This window comes from Dorea sp. ICN-14282, assembly GCF_037890115.1.
In the GTDB taxonomy this organism is placed as follows: domain Bacteria; phylum Bacillota; class Clostridia; order Lachnospirales; family Lachnospiraceae; genus Dorea_B; species Dorea_B phocaeensis.
In genome coordinates this window covers 144,010-168,091 of the sequence record NZ_JBBKBH010000003.1, presented here as the reverse complement: position 1 = coordinate 168,091, position 24,082 = coordinate 144,010, and the positions used below count along the sequence as shown (strand labels likewise).

Below are 24,082 nucleotides of genomic sequence, written 5' to 3'. Positions count from 1 at the left end.
GAGGACGTTTTGGAATGTTCCTTCGATGAACCTTGACAACCGATAAGTGCACCCTGGAAGCCTAACAGGAGTTATGCCATGACCTTTCTTTTTCTGAGAGCGAGCGAAATTATAATGACACTCCCGATGATGGGCGGCTGACCGAAGCCTTATGGTCAGTGACCTGCTGATGCAGGCAGAGGCAGTCTGAGACGGCTGCAGGTGACAGGGAAACGCACGCCAGACCGCCGGACGAATGAAACTGATGACAATGTTTACAGGGCAAAATGCCCGGAAAGGAGCAGTTTATGACAGAACTGAAAATGAAAGAAATGCAGTTGATTAACTGGTTTGGATGCCCGAATCTGATTTATACAAGGGAGAGAATCCATCTGGTTGCCATGCTTACAACAGATGAAGAAATGAAAAAGAATCTTTACAGGGTATGCAGATTCCTTGCAAGAGAAGAAATCGCATATCGGTATCCGATCATGTATGAAATGATCCGGAAAATATTTTCACCGGATGATACCAATCCACCGGAAGCATGTGCAATGTTTATGCCGGACGATGAAACAGATGATGAAGAATATGCAATGGCAGCGTAGCTGCGGAAAGGACAGTAACGATTATGAATAAAGTGGTTTTAATGGGAAGACTGACAAAGAATCCGGAGATCAAATATGCCGGAAAAGATAATGATATGGCAGTAGCAAGATATACACTGGCGGTAAACAGAAGATATAAACGTGACGGTGAACAGGAAGCGGATTTTATTTCCTGTGTCACATTCGGAAAGAGTGCAGAGTTTGCACAGAAATATCTTCACAAGGGAATGAGGATTGTGATTGGCGGTCGTATCAGCACTGGCAATTATAAGGACAAGGACGGGAAAACAATTTATACTACAGATGTGATCGTGGAAGAACATGAATTTGCCCAGAACAAGGATAATGGTGTTGGAGCTGATTCATCGGAAACACCGAAAACAGATAAGGACGGATTTATGGAAGCACCGGAAGGTGAGGTTCCATTCGACTAAACCGAAGTAAATGGTTGGAGAGGTTGCCCTTTGTCGGGGCATCCTCTTTTCCATTTTACAGAAGACATCAAAAATTACAGGTATTCAACCTAACGAAATCGTGATATAATCAAAATATGTTCAGATGAAAAATATGGAGGTTGCTTATGGGCGTAAGTTATAACAGATTATGGAAAATGCTCATAGATAAAAATATGAAGCGGATAGAGATGCAGTACCTCACCGGGATCAGTGGAAATATTCTTGCCAGGATGGGAAAAAACCAGTATGTATCAATGGAGACGATTGAGAAGATCTGCAAGAAGCTGGACTGCACCGTTGATGAGATGCTGGAATTTACAGATGATGAGTAACAAGAGCAGACATGTCAAATTATTAAAACTGGAAGAATGCTTCAGAAGTCGAAAAAAGAAATTGAAAAAAGATAACACGCCGGATACGGCATAAATCTCTTAGCAACGCTAAGAGCGCACTTCTATACAGGCAATTCCATCTGCCTGTATCGTGCGACCTGCGGTGCTGTTCCCGATTTCAAGAAATCTCAAACCGGGAAATACAGCGAAATCAGAGATTTCGTACAAGGGGAAGATCCCCTTGCGGCACAGATGCCTATCCCTGATAAAGTTTGTGACTGAATATTTCAGATATAGACATATAAGGGGAAAGAAAGTGTGAAATCAAAATTTGTGGAGAGATTTTATGATTAGAAAAGCAATACTAAAAGATGTTAATTCGATTGAAGATACTTACAATGAGCATTTCCAGTATGAACTGAATCATACAGCCTTTACTGTATTTAAGAAAGGGGTTTATCCAACGAAAGATGATGCAGAACGGGCTATTTATGCTGGTGCTTTGTTTGTATATGAAGAAAACGGAACAATTGTTGGAAGTATCATTATTGATAAAGTTCAACCAATAGAATATGCAACTATTCCTTGGAAAGAAAAATTATCTGAAGATGAGGTAATGGTAATTCACCTTTTAATGGTACGTCCGAGTATGTCTGGTAAAGGAATTGCATCATCACTAATAAAATTCGCTACAGAATTAGCACAAAAAAATAGTTGCAGGGCACTACGTTTGGATACAGGAAGTCAAAATATTCCTGCGCTATCTTTGTATCAAAAAAATGGATTTGAAATAATTGCTAGTGCTTCTAAAAAAGTTGGAGATGTAATTGCACACAAAAACCATCTTTTTCTCGAAAAGATATTGTAGTTCGTAAATTCCAGTTTGAAAAATTGAGAAAATCGGAGTTTGAGGAGCATCACCGTTATGATTAGAGAATTACGGAAAGTGGATATAAATAAAGTTGCAGAAATATGGTTAGATACAAATATAAAGACACATTATTTTATCTCTGCTCAATATTGGAAAAGTAATTTTGAGTTAGTAAAAGAACTTCTATTACAGGCAACTGTCTATGTTTACGAGGATAAACAGGAAATACAGGGTTTTATAGGGTTAAGTAACGAATACATTGAAGGTATTTTTGTTTCTGCCGAAATGCAATCTCAAGGTATAGGTAAAATTTTGCTAAACTATGTAAAGGGAAAAAGAAACAAATTAATCTTAAATGTATATCAAAAAAATACACGGGCAATATCCTTTTATCAAAGAGAAGGATTTGAGATTCAGTATAGCGGTTTGGATGAAGCTACTGGAGAAAAAGACTATGTAATGGCATGGCAGCAGAAATAGAAATTCAAGTTTTAGTGTTTGGAAAATTATGACTTAGTGTGCAAGTTGGGAGAAAATATGGTAACGGAAAAAGAGAAAAAAGCATGTCGATTTATTGCCGAATGGCTATAAGATTGTGAGACAGTCTCTGGTAGATGATCTGGAGGGCGAAAAAAAGGTATGTTGGGAGACAGAAATTTTGCAGGATGATGATAGTGGATTTACTTATGAAATCAGCAGGTGTCTGTATTTCGATACCTGTAAGGAACATGGCTATGCATAGTTCTGCAAAGTATTTTGCAACCATGACTGGTATGCTTATGGAGTATTAAAGCATCATTCGAGATTTATCAGAAAATCGACGATTGCCGAAGATGGAACTGTATGTCATGATACAATCGAGAAAGTAACAGAGAAACATTTTTTATAAAACCGAAAAATTGATTATGGGAGGAAATTGAAAATGGCGAAAGAAGAGAGATTTGAAAAAATATATTCTCAGGGAGCATTAACTACTACTGAGATATGGGTGGATAAGGAAACTGGTGTGAATTATTTATATCATGCATGTGGGTATTCAGGTGGACTGACTCCATTGTTGGACAGAGATGGGAAACCAGTTATTTCTCAGGCTATAAATAGATGACCTTAGAAACAGCAACTGTTATGGTAAGTAACAGCATCGTCACAATATGTATATGGTCGATTGGTGTGTGCGGTAATATACTATATTCAGAAAAACAATTCAGGAGATTTTTATGAGAAGATCAGGTTGGACAAAATGGTTGATCGTGATTCCGGCAATGCTAGGCATTGTGTTGGTGACCTATGTGCGGTATACAACGGATATCTGGGGATTTGGTGCATTTATCTGCCAGCTGATTGCAATTTTGGAATTGGCTTATGGTCTGCGAATTGCGATGCTGGCACAGAATAGAAAGAAGTCCTATCGGTTAACACCGGAAGAACGACATGAGTATGCACGGTATTTATATGAGAAGCAATATCACCGTTACCCTGCTGTAGCGAATCAGATGCTTTTGGTTATGGCACGGATGAGTGTACTCCTTAACAATTATGAACGGGCTGCACAGGAGCTGGCAGATATTCGTATAGATAAATTCAATCCAGCACAGTTGAAGTTGTATTATTACCTGAAAGTGGTTACAGCAATGGCAGCAGGAGATGCGACAGGGATTCAAGAGAGCCAGATGTGTTACGCAGGGATTCCGGATACTAAATGCACATATCCGTCAAAAGCAGAGCTTGCTATGTGGATAGAGCAGAGAGCGGCAGCGCAGATGGCAGAGGCACTGAAGAAGGCAGTGCCGGATAAAAAAGAGCATCCGATACGGATCAGTATCATTACTTTGGTTCTTGCGTATAGTACCTTCTTCTATGGATTGTGGTATGGTATAAAACGTGATATGGGATATGAAGTGAGATATCGTTTCGCAGAAATATCGATTACTGTTATTACAATCAGTCTGGCGGTTCTTTTGATCTGGGGGATCGTGAGTTTATACAGACACAATTGCCAGGCATTATCCATACAATTCGGTAAAAACAAAGTGGCATTGATAATTGTCTATGGAGCTGCTGCGATATTTGCACTTTTGATTATTGGAATGAGTGGTCTGAGTGTAGTGTTCGGAATGGATGGAACAGAAACGGTGACTGGTTGTGACAGCAAATATACGTATATAACTGTGCAGGAAGATTATGGTGGTGAACGGAGATACAGAACCAATAATCCATTTGTTATGCAGAGTATGGATGGTCTGTGGTGGTCTTCGGATACAATAGATGAAGAAGATAATCAAGAAGAGGATACTACAGAATTACCGGATTTGGATACAGAGAATTCAACAGATTCAGAGGATATTCAGAGTGGAAATACCATAGAAGATTACGAGACAGAAGGGCAGCATGATGGTCTGACAATTCAAAATGCAATGCTGGCAGTTTATAATTACCTTCAGGAGCAGAATACACTTCAAAATATGGCGTTCAGTTACACGGCGAATGCAAAGGGAGAAGTCTATGCTGTCGTCAGCGAAACGCAGGAAACAAAGAACGGTAATACGGTAAATGTGAGATACTGTCTGTACGATAATGGTTCCAAGACAGATGCAGATGGTAATTCCTGCGAAGAACTGGTGTTAGAAAAAGTATATCCGGATGGCAATTACGAGACCGAATTGGTAGATTTTTATCTGGTAAATGCAGATACGATGCAGGTGACAGACGAACAGAAGAATACGTGGTAAAATAAATTCTGGGGAAGTAGGTGCATTGTATGACAATGAGAGAAAAAATAAAACTATTATCGTAAATGTTTCAAGCGGACTGGGTTCTTTTGGAAGTATGCAAAAGGACTCCAAGACATAAGAGGTGAACTGCGCTGATCCAGGTGCCACGGCAACAGATTTGAATGTCGACGGAGGAAAGCAAACAGTACAGGCGCAATCGTAAAACTTGCAATGATTGATAAAACCGGACTAACAGTAACTTTTATTAGTCGATTTGGAAATATGCCTTGGTAATCAACAATTCCGGTTTTACTGACTAAGAAAATGAGGAGGATTCATAATGAGTGAGAAAACAGAGATTACTTTTATGCAAACAAGACTAATCCGGCTTGCTTCAGAAGAGTGGCATTTACCTGTTGAACAGATTATCCACTTGTTTAAAGAAGCCGATGTTCTTGGATATATAGAAAAATGCTATGGGATTTTTCATTGTGAAGGCGATGAAGCTGTGCTTGAAGATATTACTGAATTTTTGCAAAGAAAGGGGATAGAGATTAGTGCTTGAGTTAAAAGATGGATTTGTTCTCTATCATGGAAGTTATTGTGAAGTAAAAGAGCCAGATCTTGCCAAATGTGCAAAGAGAAAAGATTTTGGACAGGGATTTTATTTAACCACATCAAAGGAACAGGCAGAAAGTTTTCTGAGAACCTCAATAGCCAAAGCCATCGCAACCGGAACAATTGAAGAGGGGCAGAAGTTTGGATATATTTCAACTTTTGAATTCAAACTTTCAGAAAATCTTGAAACGCATATTTTTGAAAATGCAGATGTGGACTGGTTACATTGTATCGCCGCTCACCGAAAGAAAAAAATGTTTATTGAGGTTGAACGTGAAATGGCAAAATATGATATCATTGCAGGAAAGATTGCGGATGATGCAACAAACGCTACTCTTACCGCTTATCTTGCGGGTGCTTTTGGGACTGCAGGTGATAAAGTAGCAGACGATTTCTGTATCAGACAGTTGCTGCCGAATAAATTGAAAGATCAATACTGCTTTAAAACTGAGGCAGCTATTGAGTGTCTGAAATTTGTGAAAGGTGAGAAGATATGGCTGAAGTAACAATTCCAAAGGAAAAAATGAATTATACAATCGACCTTCTGATCACTATGGTGACAGATGAAATCGCAGAAGAGACAGGCAAGGACAGAAACGAGGTATTGACAGATTTTTTGTGTTCAAAGACAGGAAAAGCACTGTATGATGAGAAGACAAAGCTGTGGTGCACTGGTCCGGCATATATAGCTGAACTGTATATGGAAGAATTAAAGAAATCCTGATATGGGATGTGAGTTTAAATTTATACGACAATGGTGACAAAGACTTTCATTCCAAGGAGCAACAATTAAATATTTCAAAAACGCTGAGGTCAGCATTTCCTAATCACAGGACAACGACCTCAGTTTTTTATACCCAGGAATCGGCATTCATGAATAAGCCGGTTCTTTTTGTTTACAGAAAAAAGAAGGAGTACAAGAAAATGAGCAGAGCAAAAAATCCAAAGTATGAATCCATGTCATTGGAGGAACTGAAGGCCAACATGGAAAAGAGCAGACAGGAACTGGAGGCAGCAATTCACCACAAAAACATTCTGGAGCAGCGGAAGAAGCTGGTAGAACGCAGGGAACGTTCCCACCGGCTGATTGTCAAAGGGGCAGAGTTTGAGAAAGTATTTCCGCTGTCCAGAGATCTGGAACAGGAAGACGTCCAGGACATGATGAATCAACTGCAGAACAGCAGTTACAACAAGAGTATTGTGCGGCAGGCTCATATAGCCGCCTTACACAAAGATCAACAGCAGATTGCAGAAGCAGTAAAAAAGACAGAGAAGGGAGATGACAGTTAATGGCACTGTATCATTTTTCAGTAAGGAATGTATCCAGAGGGAAAGGGCAGATGGTGGTCGCTTCCGCAGCCTATATTTCCGGGCAGAGGATTTTTGACAGTTATTACAACAAGATACACGATTATACGAGCAAGTCAGGTGTGATATTTACAGAAATCCTGACACCGGAGTATGTGCCAGAGCGTCTGACTGACAGGGAAACACTCTGGAACGAGGTGGAGCATGTGGAACGGAACAACAAGGCACAGCTTGCCTATTCGTTTGACATTGCACTGCAGAATGAATTGACACTTGAGGAAAATATCAGACTGGCAAAAGAGTTCTGCCAGGAGCAGTTTGTGGCACGTGGCATGATCGTGGATCTGGCAGTCCATGAGGGAAAAGCGGAAAATGAAGAAGAACCGGATAATCCCCATTTCCATGTGCTTGTCCCAATCCGTCCTTTTACAGAGGAAGGAATCTGGGGCAATAAGCAGAGAAGGGAATATATTCTTGATGAGGATGGAAACCGGGTGAAGGATGCCAAAGGAAAAGATATGTTCAATGCTGTTTCTACTACCGGATGGAATGATCCGGAGCTTTTAAAAGAATGGCGGCGGGCATGGACAGAGAAAGTAAATGGGAAATTCAGGGAGTGCCACATGGCATCCAGAATCGACCACCGTTCCTACAAAGAACAGGGGATTGACCTGATCCCGACCATCCATGAGGGATATGAAGTCCGGGCAATGGAGAAAAAGGGAATCAAAACGGTGATCGGAGAATTGAACCGGGCAATCCGGCAGTTTAACCAGATGTTTATTTCTCTGAAAGAATCCATTCAGTGGATGAAGACAGCTTATGAGGAAATGAAAGCAGAGCTGGATCGCAGGCAGAACCCGACACTGCTGGAAAGCCTGCAGGATTATTATGATAAAAAGACACAGGGCAGACCACCACTTCCCAATTTTTATGCGGAGATGAAACAGAGAGGTAAGAATCTCTCCAATTTACAGGAGTTTGCAAAATCCATCAGTTATCTTCAGACACATCAGATAGAAACGATGGATGACTTGCAGGAACGGATTGAGGAACTGAACGGTGTTGTTTCTGTCAGTAAAAAAGAAATTTCTGAAAAGCGGAAACAGTTAAAGGAACTTGAGAATCTGGAAAAGATGGCAGAGGTAATAAAAACAAATCAGCCATTGATTGATGAGTATAACCATTTCTATTTTCAGAAAAGACGGGAGAGATATTATCAGCAGCATAAAAAAGAAATCAATTATTACCGCAAATGTGAACGGGAACTGAAACAACATCTGGATAAAAATGGAAAAGTGCCAACTGCCAGATGGAAACGGGAGAAAGAAGAACTTCAGGCGGGGATCGAAGAGCTGAAAGCAGATAATCAGCCGTACCAGGAGGAACTAACTTTTGTGAAAAAGGTACAGAGCTGTGCGGATATTGCCAGACGTGACCGGGAAATGGCAGAAGCAGATACTTCCGGGCGTTCAGAAGAAAAAAGGGAGAAGCAGGTGAAGTTCCCGACATTTTACACAGTTCAGGCGAAAGAGATTCTTGAAGAAAACGGGAAAGCAGAGCAACAGCCGTTGAACCAGTCGGAGCAGAATCCAGAAAAGAAGACCTCTCTTCTGAGAAAACTGGATGAAAAAAAGAAAGAGTGTGCAGAGCGTGATGCAAAACAACAGGCAGTGAAGAAAAAGCGAAACTATGACATGAGTTTATAACAGTCTGTCAGCAGGACAGACGGGAAAGGATGAGCAAAATGCAGTATACAGAAGAACAAATTATAAGAGCAAATCAGACAGATCTTGTTTCTTTTCTGAGCGCACAGGGAGAACAACTAGGGAAAAGCGGAAAGGAATACCGTTGGAAAAAGCATGACAGTGTAACGGTATCCGGAAACCGGTGGTACAGGCACAGTCAGGGGAGGGGTGGCTATCCGGTGGATTTTGTGATGGAATTTTACAATGCCACATTTCCGGAAGCTGTCAAGATGCTAACCGGGGAGGAAGGCGAAGGCAGGAACAGTACCTGCCCCGCCCCGTCCCCTGACTTCCGATTACCAGAGAAAGAGGAAAATAATGATAGAATCATCAGATATCTGACAGAAAACAGAGGGATTGAAAAGAATATGGTGGAGGAATGGATCGGCAGTGGGGATATTTATGAAGAAAAGAAGCACCATAATGTGGTGTTTGTTGGCAGAGATGCAGACGGTATTCCAAGATATGCCCATTGCAGGGGAACTGGTGAAACAAAATACCGGGGAGATGTGGCTGAATCTGATAAATCTTACGGATTCTGTCACAGAGGGACGGATAATCAGTTGTTTGTGTTTGAAGCAGCCATTGATCTGCTTTCTTTTATCCAATTATTTCCCAAAGACTGGAAAAAGCGGAGCTACCTGAGTCTGGGTGGCATTTCCAGTGCGGCACTGATGGCTTTTCTTTCTGAACGCCCTCAGATTACTTCGGTTTTCCTGTGCCTGGATAATGACCATGCAGGGAATGAAGCCAGTGAGAAATTGGCAATAGAAATCCCGGACGGATACAGTGTCATCCGTCTGAAACCGTCCCGAAAGGACTGGAATGAAATCCTCTGTGATAAAAATGCAGACAGGAAGAAATCAATCATTGAAACAGTTACAATGAAAGTACCGGAGAAGGAAGAACTGGTGCCGATGTTGTGTTATGAAGACATTGAACAGACCAGTGTAGAATGGCTGTGGTTTCCCTATCTGCCATTTGGAAAACTGACGATTATTCAGGGCAATCCAGGAGAGGGAAAAACTTATTTTGCCATGATGCTGACCGCAGCCTGCACGAACCGTAAGACTTTCCCGAACATGGAAGAGATTGAACCTTTTAATGTGATCTATCAGACTGCAGAAGACGGTATGGGAGATACGATTAAGCCGAGGCTGGTGGAAGCAGGAGCAGACCTGAGTCGGGTGATGGTCATTGATGATACAGAGGAAGCATTGACGTTATCCGATGACCGTATTGAAAAAGCAATCCGTCAGAATCAGGTCAGACTTTTAATCATTGATCCGGTACAGGCTTTTATCGGTGCCGATGTGGATATGAACCGGGCAAATGAAGTCCGTCCGGTATTCCGGAAACTGGGAATGATCGCTGAAAAGACCGGTTGTGCGATTGTGCTGATCGGACATCTGAATAAATCTTCAGGGACACAGAGTACTTACCGGGGACTTGGTTCTATTGATATCATGGCGGCGGTGAGAAGCCTGCTTTTTATCGGGAAAGTAAAGAAAGACCCGACAACAAGAGTACTGATCCATGAGAAAAGTTCTCTTGCACCTCCAGGTGAGACGATGGCATTTAAACTTGGAGATGAAGAAGGATTCCGCTGGGTGGGAGCTTATGAGATTTCCGCAGATGATCTTCTGGACGGAAAGGAAGGAAAGCCGACAGAAACAAAACTGCAACGGGGAACGAAACTGATCTATGAACTGCTTGCAGACGGAAATGCAGTCACAATCCGGGAACTGGATGAAAAGGCAAAAGCACAGGGAATCTCCCAGAGAACCATGCGAGAAGCCAGAAGCCGGATGAAAGAAGAACTGGATTATCGGATGAATGAAAAGCAGGAAAATACCATTCGATTAAAAAAACAAGGGAGAATGGGTGACGGCAGAATTTTGGAGTGAACGGCAGGCTTTATAGATACCCTATCTGCCGTCTGCCGTCTGCCGGTGCAAGGCAATCAAACGGAAATAGCAGGTATCCATACAGAATAAGGATTGCTGTGAATCTGGAACAAAAATGAATTGTAATATGGCGAATATAATGGTATGATTATCCGGTAACAGCAATGTTACGGGGAAGCACCTGTGACAGGGTGTGGCTGCCTCCTGATATTTACAGACCGGAGCCTTTCGGGGTTCTGAGATGAAAGAAAGGAGGTGCGTGATATGACAGCTTATGAGATTATCTCAATATTCTTAGGCGTACTCAGTTTACTGATCGCTTTTGGTAGCCTGTTAATTGCGATTATTGCCTTTCTTGATCGGAAGAACAAGAGGAAATAAAAATGCCTATCCTGTCTGCCAACAGGATAGGCGGTGGTCGTAAGACCATTTAGTCAACTCAGGCGGCATCCACTTTGGAGTGGGTGCTTTTCCTATAACAAATGTACCACACATTCCTCTTGTTTTCAATGGGAAAATTAAAATATGCAGTTCATCTGACAGGGATTTATCCCTGTCTTTATTATATCCCCAATTTCTGAAATGTTAATACAAAAATTTTAATATATGTAACCAACAGTCTGGGCAGTTAATCTGTAAAAATGGATTAGCTGCTCTTTTTTTGCAAAAAATGGAGGTTTTACAATGGCAGTGAAGAAGAAAATTATCAACATCAGAGTATATTTTGACGGTGATCAGGACGCAAAAGAAGTGTTTGCAGAGGTGATCGCACAGAAAATACGTGACACGAAAACAAAAGATAAACTTGCAATAATGAAAGATAAGCAGTATAATGATTATGAGTTCAGTAATCTGAAATCTGCGTAGGATGTGCAAAGTAACGGAGGTATCAGATGAACAACAGATATATGAGTAACAATATAGAAAGAAATGCAACCTGGAGAGTTGGTGTATACTGCCGACTTTCCAAAGATGACGAATTGACCGGAGAGAGTGCCAGCATCTCCAACCAGAGAGACATACTGGTGAATTACTGTCAGTCACAGGGCTGGCAGGTGGTGGATGTGTTTCAGGACGATGGTTATACAGGATTGAACACAGACCGACCTGATTTGCAGAGACTTCTCAAAGCCTGTGAAAAAGGACTGGTGAATCTTGTAATTACCAAAGACCAGAGCCGACTGGGACGAAACCATGTACAGACAGGATTTCTGATGGAGGAGTTTTTCCCAAAGCATGGAGTAAGGTATATCGCATTATATGATAATGTGGATACCTTTGCCGGAGACAATGAGATTGCCCCATTTAAGAACGTGCTGAACGAGATGTATTCCAGAGATATTTCCAAGAAAGTCCATGCGTCCTATCACCTGCAGGCAACCAAGGGAAAGTTTACAGGTGTTGTTCCACCACTGGGATATCAGAAAGACCCGGAGGAAAAGGGACATCTCCTGATTGACGACGAGACAGCACCGATTGTCCGGAAAATTTTCCAGTGGGCGGTGGACGGTCATGGGATTAACTTTATATCCAGAGAACTGGAACGCCAGCAGATTCCCTGCCCGTCATGGTGGCACCGGAAACGGGGACTCCGCACCTATTACACAAAATGGGAAAAGAAAGACCCGGAAAATGGGAAATATGTATGGGATGAATCCTATCTGAAATCCCTGCTGATGAATCCCGTTTACTGTGGTGACATGGCTTCCCAGAAAAGGTACTACCGTTTCAAGATTGGCAATCAGGGAGATAAAGCTCCGGAGGACTGGATCACAGTCAGGGATACCCACGAAGCAATCATTCCGCAGGATGTATTTGATCTGGTACAGGCAAAGATGAAAGGCAGGAAACGCCAGACAGAACAGGGAGAATACAGCATGTTTGCCGGATTACTCCGCTGTGCAGAGTGTGGCGGTGCGTTGACGTTGAAGAAGACGCACACCAAAGACCAGCATGAAGTTTATACCTGTTCCACTTATATCCATAAGGGGAAAGCACATTGTACCCAGCACCGGGTGGACGCTGATGACCTGTATGATGCAGTCCTTACCAGAATCCAGGAATGTGCAAAAGCAGTTACCGGAGACGGAACAGAACTGGAAAACCGGGTAAAGGAGTTATGCGAGGAAGATACACAGGGACACAGGGAAAGTCTGGAGAAGCTGGTATCAAAGCAGAAAGACCGCCTGGAAACGTTAGACCGGCTGATTGCAAAACTGTATGATGACCTTATCAATGACAAGATTACAGAATCTGTTTTTGATAAGATGCTGGAGAAGACACAGAAGGAGCAGACAGATATCAAAAAGGAACTTTTCCAGAATGAGAGTGTGCTGAATACGGAAGAAAAACTGGATGCACAGTCCCAGCAGTGGATTGACGATATTAGCGAGTATGCGGACATCAAAGAACTGGATGCCAATCTTCTGAACCGGCTGATCAGTAAAATCGTTATCTCAGAACCGCAGGAGAAAGACGGAACAGAAAATTACTGCCGTACTCCTGAAACGGTCACAATGGAAATTCATTTCAACTTAAAACCAATACCGGAGCTTGGAACCATCGAAAGAGGTTCCGGCTCCCATAAATAAGAAAAATCTATCAAAATTTAATCTATTTTAATCTTTTCAAGGCTCATTTCGAGCAAATATTTTCTCATAAAAGACATAAAACAGCTGATGGCTGGTGCCGGAATCATGCTGCTGGGAACTACCCTGATTCCACAGCTGGCAACATTGTTCTCTTAAGGGGAGTGGTAGATGAACACCATCATTGAGAGAATTACGGAAGCGATAAAGGATATCCTGATCGGGCTTATTAAGTCAAGTTTGGATAACATGTTCACGTCTGTCAATGAGCAGGTGGGAACCATAGCCGGGCAGGTGGGACAGACACCGCAGGGATGGAATGCAGGGATTTTTAATCTGATTCAGAATATATCCCAAACAGTGATTGTCCCCATTGCGGGACTGATCATCACCTTTGTCCTGTGCTATGAATTGATCACGATGGTAACACAAAAAAACAATTTCCATGAATTTGAGACTTATAACATTTTCCTCTGGATCTTCAAAGCGTATGTAGCCATTTATCTGGTGACAAATACGTTCAATATCACGATGGCGGTCTTTGATGTTGGCCAGCATGTGGTCAACAATGCCGCCGGGGTGATATCAGGAAACACTGCGGTGGATGCAACAGAAGCAATTTCACGGATTGTGGATGCCCTGGAGGATATGGAGTTAGGGGATTTGTTCCTGCTATCCATGGAAACGATGTTGATCAGTGTTACCATGCACATTCTGTCAATTATCATTACGGTGATTTTGTATGGCAGGATGATTGAGATTTACCTTTATACTTCCATAGCACCAATTCCATTTGCCACCATGACCAATAAGGAATGGGGCAATATCGGAAACAACTATTTAAAAGGCTTGTTCGCACTGGCATTTCAGGGATTCTTCATGATGGTCTGCGTGGGGATTTATGCAGTTTTAGTAAATGCAATGACCATATCAAGTGACCTTCATGCAGCAATGTTTTCAGTAGCGGCTTATACCGTGATTCTTGCATTTTCATTATTCAAGACAGGAAGCCTTAGCAAATCGATATTCAATGCCCACTAACGGGCAGGAAAGGAGCGCATACCATGGCGTATGTACCAGTACCAAAAGACCTTACCAAGGTCAAAACAAAAGTAGCGTTAAATCTGACAAAACGGCAGTTGATTTTCTTTTCACTTGCCGCAGTTGTGGGAATTCCGTTTTATCTGTTCATGAGAAAACCAATCGGTTCCAGTATCGCAGCCATCCTGATGGTAACGATCATGCTTCCGTTTTTCTTCATGGCAATGTATGAAAAAGACGGGCTTCCATTTGAAAAAGTGGTGGCAAATATCATTCGACAGAAGTTTATCTGTCCGGCGGTAAGACCATATAAGACAGAAAATTTTTATCAGGAGATTTCCACCCTTGTAAAAAAGGAGGGTGTGCCGGATGGCAAAAAAGACAAAGCAGGAGGCTCAGCAGGAGCGTCTGTCCCTAGCGGAAAAAAGAAACCGTCAGGAAAGAAGAAACAAAAAAAGCAGAAAAGAAAGAGAACAGGAAAAGCGTAGGAAGAAGCAGGAACGGGACCGCAGGAAACAGAAAAACATTCCTACAACTGCACAGCAGAGCATCCCGTATATTCGGATGCTGCAGGATGGTATCTGCCAGGTGACAAAGACCTTTTTCTCTAAGACTATTCAGTTTTATGACATCAATTATCAGCTGGCTTTAAACGAGGATAAGACCACGATATTTGAGAATTATTGTGATTTCTTAAATTACTTTGATTCTTCCATCAGTGTGCAGCTGTCCTTTATCAATCAGCAGGTGGATGTGGCAGAATTTGAGAAAAGTATTGATATTCCGGATCAGAACGATGACTTCAATGCCATTCGTGAAGAATACCGTACCATGTTGAAGAATCAGCTTTCCAAGGGAAATAATGGTCTGGTGAAGACAAAGTATATCACTTTTGGAATTGAAGCAGAGAGTCTGAAGGTAGCAAGACCGAGGCTTGAAAGAATTGAAACAGATATCTTAAATAACTTTAAGGTTTTGGGTGCACAGGCACATTCACTGAATGGTCTGGAAAGGCTGGAGATTATGTATCATGTGTTCAACCAGGATCGGATTGAACCATTTAAGTTCCAGTATAAGATGCTTCCGGAAACAGGATTAAAGACCAAAGATTTTATTGCACCGACTTCCTTTAACTTTTCCAAGAATCAGACATTTATGATGGGAAGAACGATGGGAAGTGTGAGTTATCTGCAGATTCTTGCACCGGAGCTGACAGACCGAATGCTTGCAGACTTCCTGGATATAGATGACAGCATCAATGTCAACATTCATATCCAGTCCATTGATCAGAGTTCAGCAATCAAAATGATCAAGAGCAAGATTTCAGATTTGGATAAGATGAAGATCGAAGAGCAGAAACGAGCGGTACGTTCCGGTTATGATATGGACGTGCTTCCGTCGGACCTTGTGACTTATGGAGAAGAGGCGAAGAATCTGCTGGAAGATCTGCAGTCCAGAAATGAGCGAATGTTCCTTGTGACAGTTCTGGTAATGAATACTGCAAAGAAGCGTCAGAAGCTGGATAACAATATTTTCCAGGTGCAGGGGATCGCACAGAAATATAACTGTTCTTTAAAACAGCTGGATTATCAGCAGGAAGCAGCACTCATGTCCTGTATTCCACTTGGAGTCAATCGGATTGAAATCCAGAGAGGGCTTACCACATCTTCAACAGCGATCTTCGTGCCATTTACGACACAGGAGTTGTTTCAGGAAGGGGAAGCTCTTTATTATGGATTGAATGCATTATCCAACAACATGATCATGGTTGATCGGAAACGTCTGAAGAACCCGAATGGACTGATTCTTGGTACACCAGGTTCCGGTAAGTCCTTCTCAGCAAAGAGAGAGATTACAAACTGCTTTTTGATTACGGAGGACGATATCATTGTCTGTGATCCAGAAGCCGAATATTCGGCACTGGTGCAGGCACTGCATGGGCAGGTGGTACGGGTTTCTCCGGTATCTGACCAGTATATCAATCCAATGGATTTGAACCTGAATTATTCCGAAGAAGACAACCCGCTGTCACTGAAAGCAGATTTCATTTTGTCTTTGTGTGAGCTGATTGTTGGAGGAAAGAATGGATTGGAGCCGGTAGAAAAGACCATCATTGACCGTTGTGTGCGGTTGGTATATCAGGAATATCTTGCCGATCCAGTGCCGGAGAAGATGCCAATCCTGGAGGACTTATACAACCTTCTGAGAAAGCAGGAAGAGCCAGAAGCACAGCGACTGGCCACTTCTCTGGAGATTTATGTTACAGGTTCTCTGAATGTATTTAATCATCGCACAAATGTAGATATCAACAACCGTATCGTATGTTTTGATATTAAAGAGCTTGGAAAACAGTTGAAGAAAATCGGGATGCTGATTGTGCAGGATCAGGTATGGAACCGAGTGACCATCAACCGTTCTGCTCATAAATCTACCCGTTACTATGTGGATGAATTCCATCTTTTATTAAAAGAAGAGCAGACAGCAGCCTACAGCGTGGAAATTTGGAAGCGATTCCGTAAATGGGGAGGTATTCCAACTGGTGAATTGGTTTGCTACTTGTTAGTCGCTTAAAGTGTAAACTGTCGCCGTTCTGACTGAAACCGGCAAGTAAGTCAGAATTATCAATGCGGAAAAAACGGGAAAGGGGTAGCGACCTAATCCGAGTGGAAGGCTATTCATAATAGAATAACCACACGCAACGCATAGAGCTTGAACCTGCATAAGCAGAATATAACAGCTCCAAGAGGCCGCATTGCCAGCCGGTACGATATAATCGTGGTAAAAAGATATGCTATGCTGAGCGTGAAATGACACGCTGATGAAAATGGGCGAAAGCCCCAGAGAGGTGGATAAAAAGCCGCCTGATAATAACAATCAGATAACACAGAATATCAAAGATTTATTGGCTTCCAGGGAAATCGAAAATATTTTTGAAAATTCCGATTTCATCTATATGCTGAACCAGGCATCCGGTGACCGGCAGATTCTTGCCAAACAGCTGAATATTTCACCAACCCAGCTGTCCTATGTAACAAACAGTAATGAGGGGGAAGGACTTCTGTTCTATGGAAATGTCATTATCCCATTTGTAGACAGATTCCCGAAGAATTCCCTCTATAAAATCATGACAACCCGCTTGGAGGAAACTTCTGAAGCAGGTTAAATCAAAGGAGAAAACAATGTTACGAGCAATTTCATATGTATTAACTTTTAGTGGCGGTGCTGTTTTCGGCATCGCTTTTCTCTGCTTATTACAGGCAGGGAAAGGGTATCCGAAGAAGGAGGAGTAATCAGTGGCAGAGCAGAGAATGAAAGTCAGGGACAAGAAAGTCCAAAAGATGACCAAGGATGGTCTGGTGGAAGAAAACCTGACAGATAAATCTTCTGTTCGTGTCAGTAACCGTGCCAGTGATGTGCAGATGGGAATAAAACAGGGGGAAAAAGAAGAAAACCTTGTGGATAAGTCTCCCCGCCAGTCTGAACGGAGTGGGAAAAATATTCGTCCCTCTGTGCAAAAATCCAGAGATGCACCGGAACTGATACGGACAGAGAAGCAAAGTGAGGATTTTGGACAGAGTAGTAAACAGCAAAATAGAAAAAGAATCCGTGCTGAAGTCGGAAAAGAATCCAGACTTGCAGAAAAATCCGAAGCCGGACAGTCAGGGAGACTGAAAGAAAAACGTGCTGATCTATCAGAAAACCGAGGAGACAGCCGGAAAAATCAGACCGGTGGCAGCAAAAAGCCAAAACAAAAACAGCGTTTGAAGTTTGCTTATGAGGAAACTGGTGCTTCTGTGAAAAATGATAAAGATATGGAGAAATTGAACCAGATGGATGCGGATGGAGTCAATTTTCGACATCAGAAACAAAAGGAAAAAGCCAAAAAGTTTTCTTATGAGGAAGCAAAAAAGAAGAAGGAAGCAAAGCAGCATTCCAAGAAGGCACAGGTCTACCAGGTAAATGATGGAGAAGCTCCTGGAAAGAAGAAATCCCGCTTGAAGTTTGGCGAAGGGGAATCTGTGAAAACAGAAAAAACTTCTGTTGTTAAGAAAGCAGGAAGTGCGACTTCCGCAGCATTGCATCGTGAGATCAGTAAAAATGAAGACGACAATGCGGCAGTAGAAGGTGCCCATAAGTTGGAAGAAGGCGGCGAAGGTATTTACCGGCTGGAACAGAGAAGTGCCAGACGCAGGAAACAGAGGGCTTCCAGAAAGAGAAGCAGACTGGAGAGACAGAAAGAGAAACAGACACAGGCTGCAGCCCGTCAGGAGCAAAAGAAACTAAAAAAACAGATTCAGAAGCAACAGATCAAACGGGATTATGCCAAAGCAAAACGAAGTGAACAGGCAGTAGGAACAGCTGCAAAAGGTACGATTGATTATATCAAGAAGATTGGCGGCAAAGTTACAAACTTCTTTAAAGAAAACCGGAAGGTGTATATCAGTGTAGCAGTTCTGATCGGATTGATGTTTCTGATCATAACGAATGTCACGTCATGCTCTGCGGTGTTTTTACAAAATGTGATCACTTACACGGGAACCAGTTATCTGTCATCGGATCAGGCAATCCGGGAAGCAGAATTGTATTATACACAGCTGGAAGCTAATCTGCAGGAGCGGATCAACAACATGGAATCTGAAGAACCGGGACATGAGGAATACCGATATAACATCGGACCTATTGAGCATGATCCGTTTATCCTGATCAGTTATCTGTCAGCAAAGTATGAAGAATTTACCTTTGAACAGGTAAAGCCAGAACTGGATGCTCTTTTTGCTTTGCAGTATCGGTTAGAAACAGAAGCAGTCAATGAGACTGTGACAGAGACAGCAACTGTAAGAGTTGGAGAATCTTTGGGACAGGTTGTGACCAGTGGGTATTGTAACTGCCCAATTTGTTGTGGTATTTGGAGCGGAGGACCGACTGCCAGTGGAGCATATCCAACTGCCAATCATACCTTAGCGGTAGATGCTTCCAATCCGTTTGTACCAATGGGAACAAAGGTAGTTATGAATGGTGTCGAATATACTGTAGAAGATACCGGAGCTTTTGCAAGATACGGTGTACAGTTTGATGTCTATTATGACAGTCATGCGGCAGCATCTGCACATGGACATCAAACATGGGAATGTTATCTGGCAGATAATAATGGAAGCAATGAAGTGGAAGTGACCAGGACAAGAGATGTAGATGTGCTGAATGTCACCTTAAATAGTGGAAACCTGATGTCAATCTGTCAGGACAGGCTGGGATTTTTCCAGAAAGAACTGTTCAGTGCCTACAACGATACAAAAGGCAACTTGCAGATGTTTGCAACACCGGTTGATTTTAACTGGTATTCCAGTGTGACCAGCTATTATGGATACAGGATTCATCCAATATCAGGAGCAAATCAGCTTCATAATGGTATGGATATCGGAGCACCGGAAGGGACAAAAGTAATGGCAGGGCTGACCGGAACAGTTACAACTTCTGCTTATAACGACAGCTATGGCAATTATGTTGTGATCAAGGACAGTAAAGGCTATGAACTGCGGTATGCACATTTAAGCAGCCGGAGTGTATCTGCAGGAGCATCCGTCACGAAAGGTGATGAGATAGGTCTTGTAGGAAATACTGGTAATTCCACAGGAAGCCATCTTCATATTGAACTTCTGAAAAATGGAGAGCGGTTAAACCCGATCTTTTATCTGGAAACTGGAGAAGGAGCAGGCTTTGGCAGCAATGAATATACCAGTGAAGCAGCACAGCGTTTGTTAAATGAAGCAGCGAGATATCTTGGAACACCATATGTATGGGGTGGATATTCCCCAAGTGGATTCGATTGTTCTGGATTTGTAAGCTACTGTCTAACAAACTCTGGTGTAAGGAATACAGGAAGATTAACAGCACAGGGACTGTACAACATTTGTACACCAGTATCCCAGTCGGAGGCGCAGCCGGGAGATTTGATTTTCTTTACTGGAACTTACGACGCCGGGGAGCCGGTAACGCATATCGGAATCTATGTAGGCAATGGTCAGATGATCCATTGTGGACATCCGGTGCAGTATACGTCCATCAATTCCCCATACTGGCAGAGCCATTTCTATGGATTTGGACGATGGTAAGAAAAAAGGGCGGCTGCATCAGCCGTCCGGAAAGGAGAACCGATGAAAAGTCTTGAAAAAGCAACGGCAGATTATGAGAAAGCCAAAGAGAAAATGGAAGCATCCAAAGCCAGATATGAAGCAGATTTAAAGCGGTTCAAGGCTGCGGAGATTGCAAAAACAGAAGCGGAAAATCTGGAAATTGTAAGAATTATCCGTGCAATGGATATGAGTATTCCGGAATTGGAAGCTTTCAAAAAGAGAATGAAAAATGAACTGCCCGGCAGGGTAGAAATACAGAAGGAGGAAACAAAAGCCGATGATGAATCTGGAAAAAATGAAACAGAAGAAGAGAACAATCACTAAAAGCAGGGTAAAAAAGAGCTTGCTTGCAGCAACGACATTTCTTTGCCTGACAACACCTTTGCTCCAGACACAGACTGCTTATGCAGCTGAGAATACCACGCCTGCAATCACGATTGAGAAACCGGATGGCTGGAAACAGGGAGAAACAACCATTGCTGTTACGGTAGATGCCAGTCATATGCCGGAAGGTTTTTCAATAGCAAAGATTGAAGCAAAAGCAGGAAAAGATGGAAGCTGGCAGGATGTAACCGGAAGTGGAAGTATCACGATCACTGGAAATCAGACAGTGTATGTGCGTGTTACAGATGGTGAGGGGAAGGTCTATGAGCAGAATCGCTCTATTAAGTGTTATGACACGGAAAAGCCTACACTCTCTGCTTCCCTGACAGATGGTGTGCTGACGATTCAGGGGAATGATACAGTATCGGGGATTACTGCAGTAACAGTCAATGGCACCACTTATACAGACTTGAAGGATGGAATGCTGAGAGTGCAATTGACACAGAAAGATTTTACTACAAAACAGATTGAGATTACGGTAACAGACGGTGCCGGAAATACGTCTGAAAAGTATGTGTTACAGAATCCTTATTATGAATGGGCAAAGAAGCAGGCAGAGAAACAGAAAACTTCCAGCGACAGTAATGGTGCAATGGCAACCACGACCAGTGCAGATGCAACTGGGACTGAGAAAACAACGACTTCACCGCTTCCGCAGGATGCACAGGCTTCTGAGCCGACAGATGCAAAAGGAACCGTGGATGATCGGACAGTGACAGGTATTGAGGAACAGCTTAATAAAGAAGGCGAGACAGCAGATTCTGTTACTAAAACAGCTACGGAAGGCACAAAAGAGTTTTATACCATTTCAACTAAGAGTGGTAAGATTTTCTATCTGATTATTGACAATTCAAAATCTCAGGATAATGTGTATTTTCTTACAGAAGTCAGTGAAAAAGATCTGATGAACTTCACACTTTCTGATTCGGTGACACTTCCGGAAGTGGATACGGTTTATGCAGAACCAGAGAAAAAAGCAGAGGAAGAAAAACCGGAAACGACAGAGTCAGCCGAGAAAGATAAGGTAGAGGATGATATTCAGATGCCTGAAGATAAAAGTCCATTTGGAACGTATCTTTTGATTGCACTGGTTGCAGTCGGAGCTGCGGCAGGAGGATATTACTTCAAAGTCTATAAACCAAAACATGAATATGATGACGAGGATGAGATGGAAGAGGATGAAGATGAATCCGAAGATTCAGAGTCAGAAAAACGGGAAGTAGATGATGCAGATGAGCAGGAAGAAAGTACAGAACCGGAAATCCTGAGAGATGAAGATTTTGACGATAATGTGCTGGAAGATGAAGAAGAGGAGCAGGAGTAAATGAAATTAGTGATTGCAGAAAAGCCATCGGTTGCGATGGCACTGGCTTCCGTGATTGGAGCCAGAACAAGAAAAGATGGTTACGTGGAGGGAAACGGTTATATCGTTTCCTGGTGTGTGGGACATCTGGTGGGATTATGTGATGCATCGGAATACGATGAAAAATATAAAAAATGGAGATATGAAGATCTGCCGATTGTGCCGGAATGTTGGAAACACAAGATTTTAGAAGGTACGAAAAAGCAATTTGGAATCTTAAAGAAACTGATGAGAGATTCCAAAGTAGATGAAGTGATCTGTGCTACTGATGCAGGACGTGAAGGAGAGTTAATCTTTCGTTTGGTGTATGAGCAGGCAGGATGCAAAAAGCCGATGAAGCGGCTATGGATCTCTTCCATGGAGGAGCAGGCAATTAAAGATGGATTTGCGTCATTAAAAGACGGTTCGTGTTATGACAGTCTCTATCAGTCAGCACTTTGCAGGGCAAAGGCAGACTGGCTGGTGGGAATCAATGCGAGCCGTCTTTTTTCCGTTCTGTATAACCAGAATCTGAAAGTTGGAAGAGTGCAGACACCGACACTTGCTATGATCGTGGATCGAAATCAGAAGATCAAGGAATTTACCAAAGAAAAATATTATATGGCTCATATCAAGTTTGATGATATGGATGCGGTCACAGAGCATTTTCAGAAAAAAGAAGATGCAGATAAAGTGGCTGCAGAGTGTCAGGAGCGTATGTGCGAAGTGGAGAAGGATGATGTGAAAGAGAAAACGGTCCGCCCTCCAAAACTCTATGATCTGACCACCCTGCAGAGGGAAGCTAACAGAATGTTTGGCTATACCGCACAGCAGACATTGGATGCTGTGCAGGGGATGTATGAGCAGAAGCTTGTCACTTATCCGAGAACAGACAGCCAGTATCTGACAGATGAGATGGGAGAAAGCACAGAAACTCTGATTCAGATGTTATTTGGGAAAATGCCTTATGCTGAAGGTCTGGAATATCAACCGGACGTGAGTAAGTTATTAAATTCAAAGAAAGTATCCGATCACCATGCGATTATCCCAACCATGGAAGTAGCCAAAGCGGATATTGGTGAACTGAAAGAACGAAGCCGCAAGATTTTGTATTTGATCAGTGCCAGGGTTCTGACAGCAACTGCAGAGCCTTATATTTATGAGAGTCATAAATGTCAGATTACCTGCAATTATCATACGTTTTATCTCAATGCAAAGAAAACAAAACAGGAAGGGTTCAAGACAATTGAGAAAAAACTGAAACAGTTCTTTGGAATCATTGCAGAAAAAGAAGAGCCGGAGTTGGATATCTGGGCAGGCAAGCATTATGGTCCCTGTGATTCTTTTGTATCGGAGCATTTTACACAGCCACCGAAACAGTACACAGAAGATACCCTGCTTTCTGCGATGGAACGTGCAGGGAATGAAGAGCTGACCGAAGATACAGAAAAGAAAGGACTTGGTACTCCGGCAACAAGGGCAGCAATCATTGAAAAACTGATTCAGTCTGGCTTTGTGAAAAGGGAAAAGAAAAATCTGGTGCCGACAGATGATGGAAATGTGCTGATTACGGTTCTACCAGATGAGATTAAATCTCCGAAGATGACCGCAGAGTGGGAAATGGCATTGAATCATATTGCCCAGAATACAGAGACAGCAGATGAATTCCTAAATGGGATTACAGAGCTGATGCAGGAACTGGTTGCCAGATATCAGGGGATTTCAGAAGAGAAGAAAAATCAGTTTCAGGGAAAGGCAAAAGGAGAAGTCATTGGCAAATGTCCCCGCTGTGGAGCAGATGTCAGGGAAGGGAAAGTAAACTTTTACTGTTCTGACCGGAACTGTGCTTTTACCTTATGGAAGAATGATAAATTTCTTGCAAGCCAAGGGAAAAAGATGGATAAGGCGACAGCAAAGAAGTTCCTGTCTAAAGGAAAAATCCATTATAAGGATCTGGTATCAAGAAAAACAGGGAGACAGTATGAAGCAACTGTGGAGATGGTCGATCCCGGTGAGGGAAATGTACAGTTCAATCTGATTTTTCCACAACGATAAGTAG

At 42.5% G+C, this 24,082-nt stretch carries 25 protein-coding genes and 2 pseudogenes; all 27 read left to right on the top strand.

Annotation, left to right across the window (positions count from 1 at the left end; all coding sequences use genetic code 11):
- The first annotated feature begins 287 nt into the window (after positions 1 to 287).
- The 27 genes and pseudogenes from WKT00_RS09330 (at position 288) to WKT00_RS09200 (ending at position 24,078) form a co-directional block, all read left to right on the top strand.
- Positions 288 to 587, top strand: a complete 300-nt coding sequence (locus WKT00_RS09330; protein ID WP_015543455.1) for a hypothetical protein — start codon at positions 288 to 290, stop codon at positions 585 to 587.
- Positions 588 to 610: 23 nt separating this feature from the next.
- On the top strand, positions 611 to 1,021 hold the full coding sequence (locus WKT00_RS09325; protein WP_003864594.1) for a single-stranded DNA-binding protein: 411 nt from the start codon (positions 611 to 613) through the stop codon (positions 1,019 to 1,021).
- 146 nt (positions 1,022 to 1,167) lie between these two features.
- A complete protein-coding gene (locus WKT00_RS09320; RefSeq protein WP_003864593.1) occupies positions 1,168 to 1,374 on the top strand; it encodes a helix-turn-helix domain-containing protein in 207 nt (68 codons plus the stop codon).
- Positions 1,375 to 1,720: 346 nt separating this feature from the next.
- Positions 1,721 to 2,242 (top strand): GNAT family N-acetyltransferase, encoded by a 522-nt coding sequence (locus WKT00_RS09315; protein ID WP_003864592.1) that lies wholly within the window; start codon positions 1,721 to 1,723, stop codon positions 2,240 to 2,242.
- A 57-nt stretch (positions 2,243 to 2,299) separates the two neighbouring features.
- Positions 2,300 to 2,725 (top strand): N-acetyltransferase, encoded by a 426-nt coding sequence (locus WKT00_RS09310; RefSeq protein WP_003864588.1) that lies wholly within the window; start codon positions 2,300 to 2,302, stop codon positions 2,723 to 2,725.
- Positions 2,726 to 2,819: 94 nt separating this feature from the next.
- Positions 2,820 to 2,987, top strand: a complete 168-nt coding sequence (locus WKT00_RS09305) for a hypothetical protein (RefSeq protein WP_173741029.1) — start codon at positions 2,820 to 2,822, stop codon at positions 2,985 to 2,987.
- Between the two features lie 180 nt (positions 2,988 to 3,167).
- Positions 3,168 to 3,350, top strand: coding sequence for a DUF6440 family protein (locus WKT00_RS09300; RefSeq protein ID WP_003864586.1), 183 nt, complete (start codon positions 3,168 to 3,170; stop codon positions 3,348 to 3,350).
- A 112-nt stretch (positions 3,351 to 3,462) separates the two neighbouring features.
- Complete coding sequence (locus tag WKT00_RS09295) at positions 3,463 to 4,974, top strand: hypothetical protein (RefSeq protein ID WP_003864585.1); 1,512 nt, start codon at positions 3,463 to 3,465, stop codon at positions 4,972 to 4,974.
- Positions 4,975 to 5,296: 322 nt separating this feature from the next.
- A complete protein-coding gene (locus tag WKT00_RS09290) occupies positions 5,297 to 5,521 on the top strand; it encodes a DUF3791 domain-containing protein (RefSeq protein ID WP_003864584.1) in 225 nt (74 codons plus the stop codon).
- Complete coding sequence (locus WKT00_RS09285) at positions 5,514 to 6,080, top strand: DUF3990 domain-containing protein (protein ID WP_020944841.1); 567 nt, start codon at positions 5,514 to 5,516, stop codon at positions 6,078 to 6,080. The genes WKT00_RS09290 and WKT00_RS09285 overlap by 8 nt, the downstream gene beginning before the upstream one ends.
- On the top strand, positions 6,068 to 6,298 hold the full coding sequence (locus WKT00_RS09280) for a hypothetical protein (protein ID WP_003864582.1): 231 nt from the start codon (positions 6,068 to 6,070) through the stop codon (positions 6,296 to 6,298). The genes WKT00_RS09285 and WKT00_RS09280 overlap by 13 nt, the downstream gene beginning before the upstream one ends.
- Before the next feature lie 200 nt (positions 6,299 to 6,498).
- Positions 6,499 to 6,864 carry a DUF3847 domain-containing protein gene (locus tag WKT00_RS09275; protein WP_015543456.1) on the top strand — a complete coding sequence of 122 codons (366 nt, stop codon included), beginning with the start codon at positions 6,499 to 6,501 and terminating at the stop codon, positions 6,862 to 6,864.
- On the top strand, positions 6,864 to 8,591 hold the full coding sequence (mobQ, locus tag WKT00_RS09270) for a MobQ family relaxase (protein WP_003864580.1): 1,728 nt from the start codon (positions 6,864 to 6,866) through the stop codon (positions 8,589 to 8,591). Before WKT00_RS09275 ends, mobQ begins: the two co-directional genes overlap by 1 nt.
- 38 nt (positions 8,592 to 8,629) lie before the next feature.
- Positions 8,630 to 10,537, top strand: a complete 1,908-nt coding sequence (locus WKT00_RS09265; RefSeq protein WP_023843669.1) for an AAA family ATPase — start codon at positions 8,630 to 8,632, stop codon at positions 10,535 to 10,537.
- A gap of 264 nt (positions 10,538 to 10,801) precedes the next feature.
- Positions 10,802 to 10,918 carry a putative holin-like toxin gene (locus tag WKT00_RS09260; RefSeq protein WP_015543458.1) on the top strand — a complete coding sequence of 39 codons (117 nt, stop codon included), beginning with the start codon at positions 10,802 to 10,804 and terminating at the stop codon, positions 10,916 to 10,918.
- A gap of 303 nt (positions 10,919 to 11,221) precedes the next feature.
- Positions 11,222 to 11,404, top strand: coding sequence for a hypothetical protein (locus WKT00_RS09255; protein ID WP_015521925.1), 183 nt, complete (start codon positions 11,222 to 11,224; stop codon positions 11,402 to 11,404).
- Positions 11,405 to 11,430: 26 nt separating this feature from the next.
- Positions 11,431 to 13,128, top strand: a complete 1,698-nt coding sequence (locus WKT00_RS09250; protein WP_015521926.1) for a recombinase family protein — start codon at positions 11,431 to 11,433, stop codon at positions 13,126 to 13,128.
- A 24-nt stretch (positions 13,129 to 13,152) separates the two neighbouring features.
- The gene (locus WKT00_RS09245; RefSeq protein WP_082425621.1) at positions 13,153 to 13,284 is read left to right on the top strand and encodes a Maff2 family mobile element protein; all 132 of its coding nucleotides are present in this window, start codon (positions 13,153 to 13,155) and stop codon (positions 13,282 to 13,284) included.
- Between the two features lie 12 nt (positions 13,285 to 13,296).
- Positions 13,297 to 14,166, top strand: coding sequence for a VirB6/TrbL-like conjugal transfer protein, CD1112 family (locus WKT00_RS09240; RefSeq protein ID WP_015524554.1), 870 nt, complete (start codon positions 13,297 to 13,299; stop codon positions 14,164 to 14,166).
- Between the two features lie 23 nt (positions 14,167 to 14,189).
- Positions 14,190 to 14,654: a PrgI family protein gene (locus WKT00_RS09235; protein ID WP_117457256.1), complete on the top strand. Its 465-nt coding sequence runs from the start codon at positions 14,190 to 14,192 to the stop codon at positions 14,652 to 14,654.
- Positions 14,536 to 16,707, top strand: a pseudogene (locus WKT00_RS09230) (VirB4-like conjugal transfer ATPase, CD1110 family); the annotation flags it as partial. The gene WKT00_RS09235 and the pseudogene WKT00_RS09230, both read left to right, overlap by 119 nt.
- A 337-nt stretch (positions 16,708 to 17,044) precedes the next feature.
- Positions 17,045 to 17,329 (top strand): annotated as a pseudogene (locus WKT00_RS09225) (hypothetical protein); the annotation flags it as partial.
- Between the two features lie 16 nt (positions 17,330 to 17,345).
- Positions 17,346 to 17,456, top strand: coding sequence for a hypothetical protein (locus tag WKT00_RS09220; protein WP_008688066.1), 111 nt, complete (start codon positions 17,346 to 17,348; stop codon positions 17,454 to 17,456).
- An 18-nt stretch (positions 17,457 to 17,474) separates the two neighbouring features.
- A complete protein-coding gene (locus WKT00_RS09215) occupies positions 17,475 to 20,276 on the top strand; it encodes a CD1108 family mobile element protein (protein ID WP_340263463.1) in 2,802 nt (933 codons plus the stop codon).
- A 42-nt stretch (positions 20,277 to 20,318) separates the two neighbouring features.
- Positions 20,319 to 20,621, top strand: coding sequence for a DUF4315 family protein (locus WKT00_RS09210; RefSeq protein WP_340263241.1), 303 nt, complete (start codon positions 20,319 to 20,321; stop codon positions 20,619 to 20,621).
- A complete protein-coding gene (locus WKT00_RS09205) occupies positions 20,575 to 22,005 on the top strand; it encodes a CD1107 family mobile element protein (protein WP_412286325.1) in 1,431 nt (476 codons plus the stop codon). The genes WKT00_RS09210 and WKT00_RS09205 overlap by 47 nt, the downstream gene beginning before the upstream one ends.
- Positions 22,006 to 24,078 carry a DNA topoisomerase 3 gene (locus WKT00_RS09200; protein WP_340263239.1) on the top strand — a complete coding sequence of 691 codons (2,073 nt, stop codon included), beginning with the start codon at positions 22,006 to 22,008 and terminating at the stop codon, positions 24,076 to 24,078.
- The last annotated feature ends 4 nt before the right edge of the window (positions 24,079 to 24,082 follow it).

What these genes read in the sequence shown, in the direction of transcription:
- WKT00_RS09265 (WP_023843669.1), top strand. Translation starts at nt 8,630, where the DNA reads ATGCAGTATACAGAAGAACAAATTATAAGAGCAAATCAGACAGATCTT.
- WKT00_RS09220 (WP_008688066.1), top strand. Translation starts at nt 17,346, where the DNA reads ATGTTACGAGCAATTTCATATGTATTAACTTTTAGTGGCGGTGCTGTT.
- WKT00_RS09325 (WP_003864594.1), top strand. Translation starts at nt 611, where the DNA reads ATGAATAAAGTGGTTTTAATGGGAAGACTGACAAAGAATCCGGAGATC.
- WKT00_RS09300 (WP_003864586.1), top strand. Translation starts at nt 3,168, where the DNA reads ATGGCGAAAGAAGAGAGATTTGAAAAAATATATTCTCAGGGAGCATTA.
- WKT00_RS09250 (WP_015521926.1), top strand. Translation starts at nt 11,431, where the DNA reads ATGAACAACAGATATATGAGTAACAATATAGAAAGAAATGCAACCTGG.
- WKT00_RS09210 (WP_340263241.1), top strand. Translation starts at nt 20,319, where the DNA reads ATGAAAAGTCTTGAAAAAGCAACGGCAGATTATGAGAAAGCCAAAGAG.
- WKT00_RS09235 (WP_117457256.1), top strand. Translation starts at nt 14,190, where the DNA reads ATGGCGTATGTACCAGTACCAAAAGACCTTACCAAGGTCAAAACAAAA.
- WKT00_RS09310 (WP_003864588.1), top strand. Translation starts at nt 2,300, where the DNA reads ATGATTAGAGAATTACGGAAAGTGGATATAAATAAAGTTGCAGAAATA.
- WKT00_RS09315 (WP_003864592.1), top strand. Translation starts at nt 1,721, where the DNA reads ATGATTAGAAAAGCAATACTAAAAGATGTTAATTCGATTGAAGATACT.
- WKT00_RS09275 (WP_015543456.1), top strand. Translation starts at nt 6,499, where the DNA reads ATGAGCAGAGCAAAAAATCCAAAGTATGAATCCATGTCATTGGAGGAA.
- WKT00_RS09215 (WP_340263463.1), top strand. Translation starts at nt 17,475, where the DNA reads ATGAAAGTCAGGGACAAGAAAGTCCAAAAGATGACCAAGGATGGTCTG.
- WKT00_RS09200 (WP_340263239.1), top strand. Translation starts at nt 22,006, where the DNA reads ATGAAATTAGTGATTGCAGAAAAGCCATCGGTTGCGATGGCACTGGCT.
- WKT00_RS09255 (WP_015521925.1), top strand. Translation starts at nt 11,222, where the DNA reads ATGGCAGTGAAGAAGAAAATTATCAACATCAGAGTATATTTTGACGGT.
- WKT00_RS09280 (WP_003864582.1), top strand. Translation starts at nt 6,068, where the DNA reads ATGGCTGAAGTAACAATTCCAAAGGAAAAAATGAATTATACAATCGAC.
- WKT00_RS09260 (WP_015543458.1), top strand. Translation starts at nt 10,802, where the DNA reads ATGACAGCTTATGAGATTATCTCAATATTCTTAGGCGTACTCAGTTTA.
- WKT00_RS09240 (WP_015524554.1), top strand. Translation starts at nt 13,297, where the DNA reads ATGAACACCATCATTGAGAGAATTACGGAAGCGATAAAGGATATCCTG.
- mobQ (WP_003864580.1), top strand. Translation starts at nt 6,864, where the DNA reads ATGGCACTGTATCATTTTTCAGTAAGGAATGTATCCAGAGGGAAAGGG.
- WKT00_RS09320 (WP_003864593.1), top strand. Translation starts at nt 1,168, where the DNA reads ATGGGCGTAAGTTATAACAGATTATGGAAAATGCTCATAGATAAAAAT.
- WKT00_RS09295 (WP_003864585.1), top strand. Translation starts at nt 3,463, where the DNA reads ATGAGAAGATCAGGTTGGACAAAATGGTTGATCGTGATTCCGGCAATG.
- WKT00_RS09205 (WP_412286325.1), top strand. Translation starts at nt 20,575, where the DNA reads ATGATGAATCTGGAAAAAATGAAACAGAAGAAGAGAACAATCACTAAA.
- WKT00_RS09290 (WP_003864584.1), top strand. Translation starts at nt 5,297, where the DNA reads ATGAGTGAGAAAACAGAGATTACTTTTATGCAAACAAGACTAATCCGG.
- WKT00_RS09330 (WP_015543455.1), top strand. Translation starts at nt 288, where the DNA reads ATGACAGAACTGAAAATGAAAGAAATGCAGTTGATTAACTGGTTTGGA.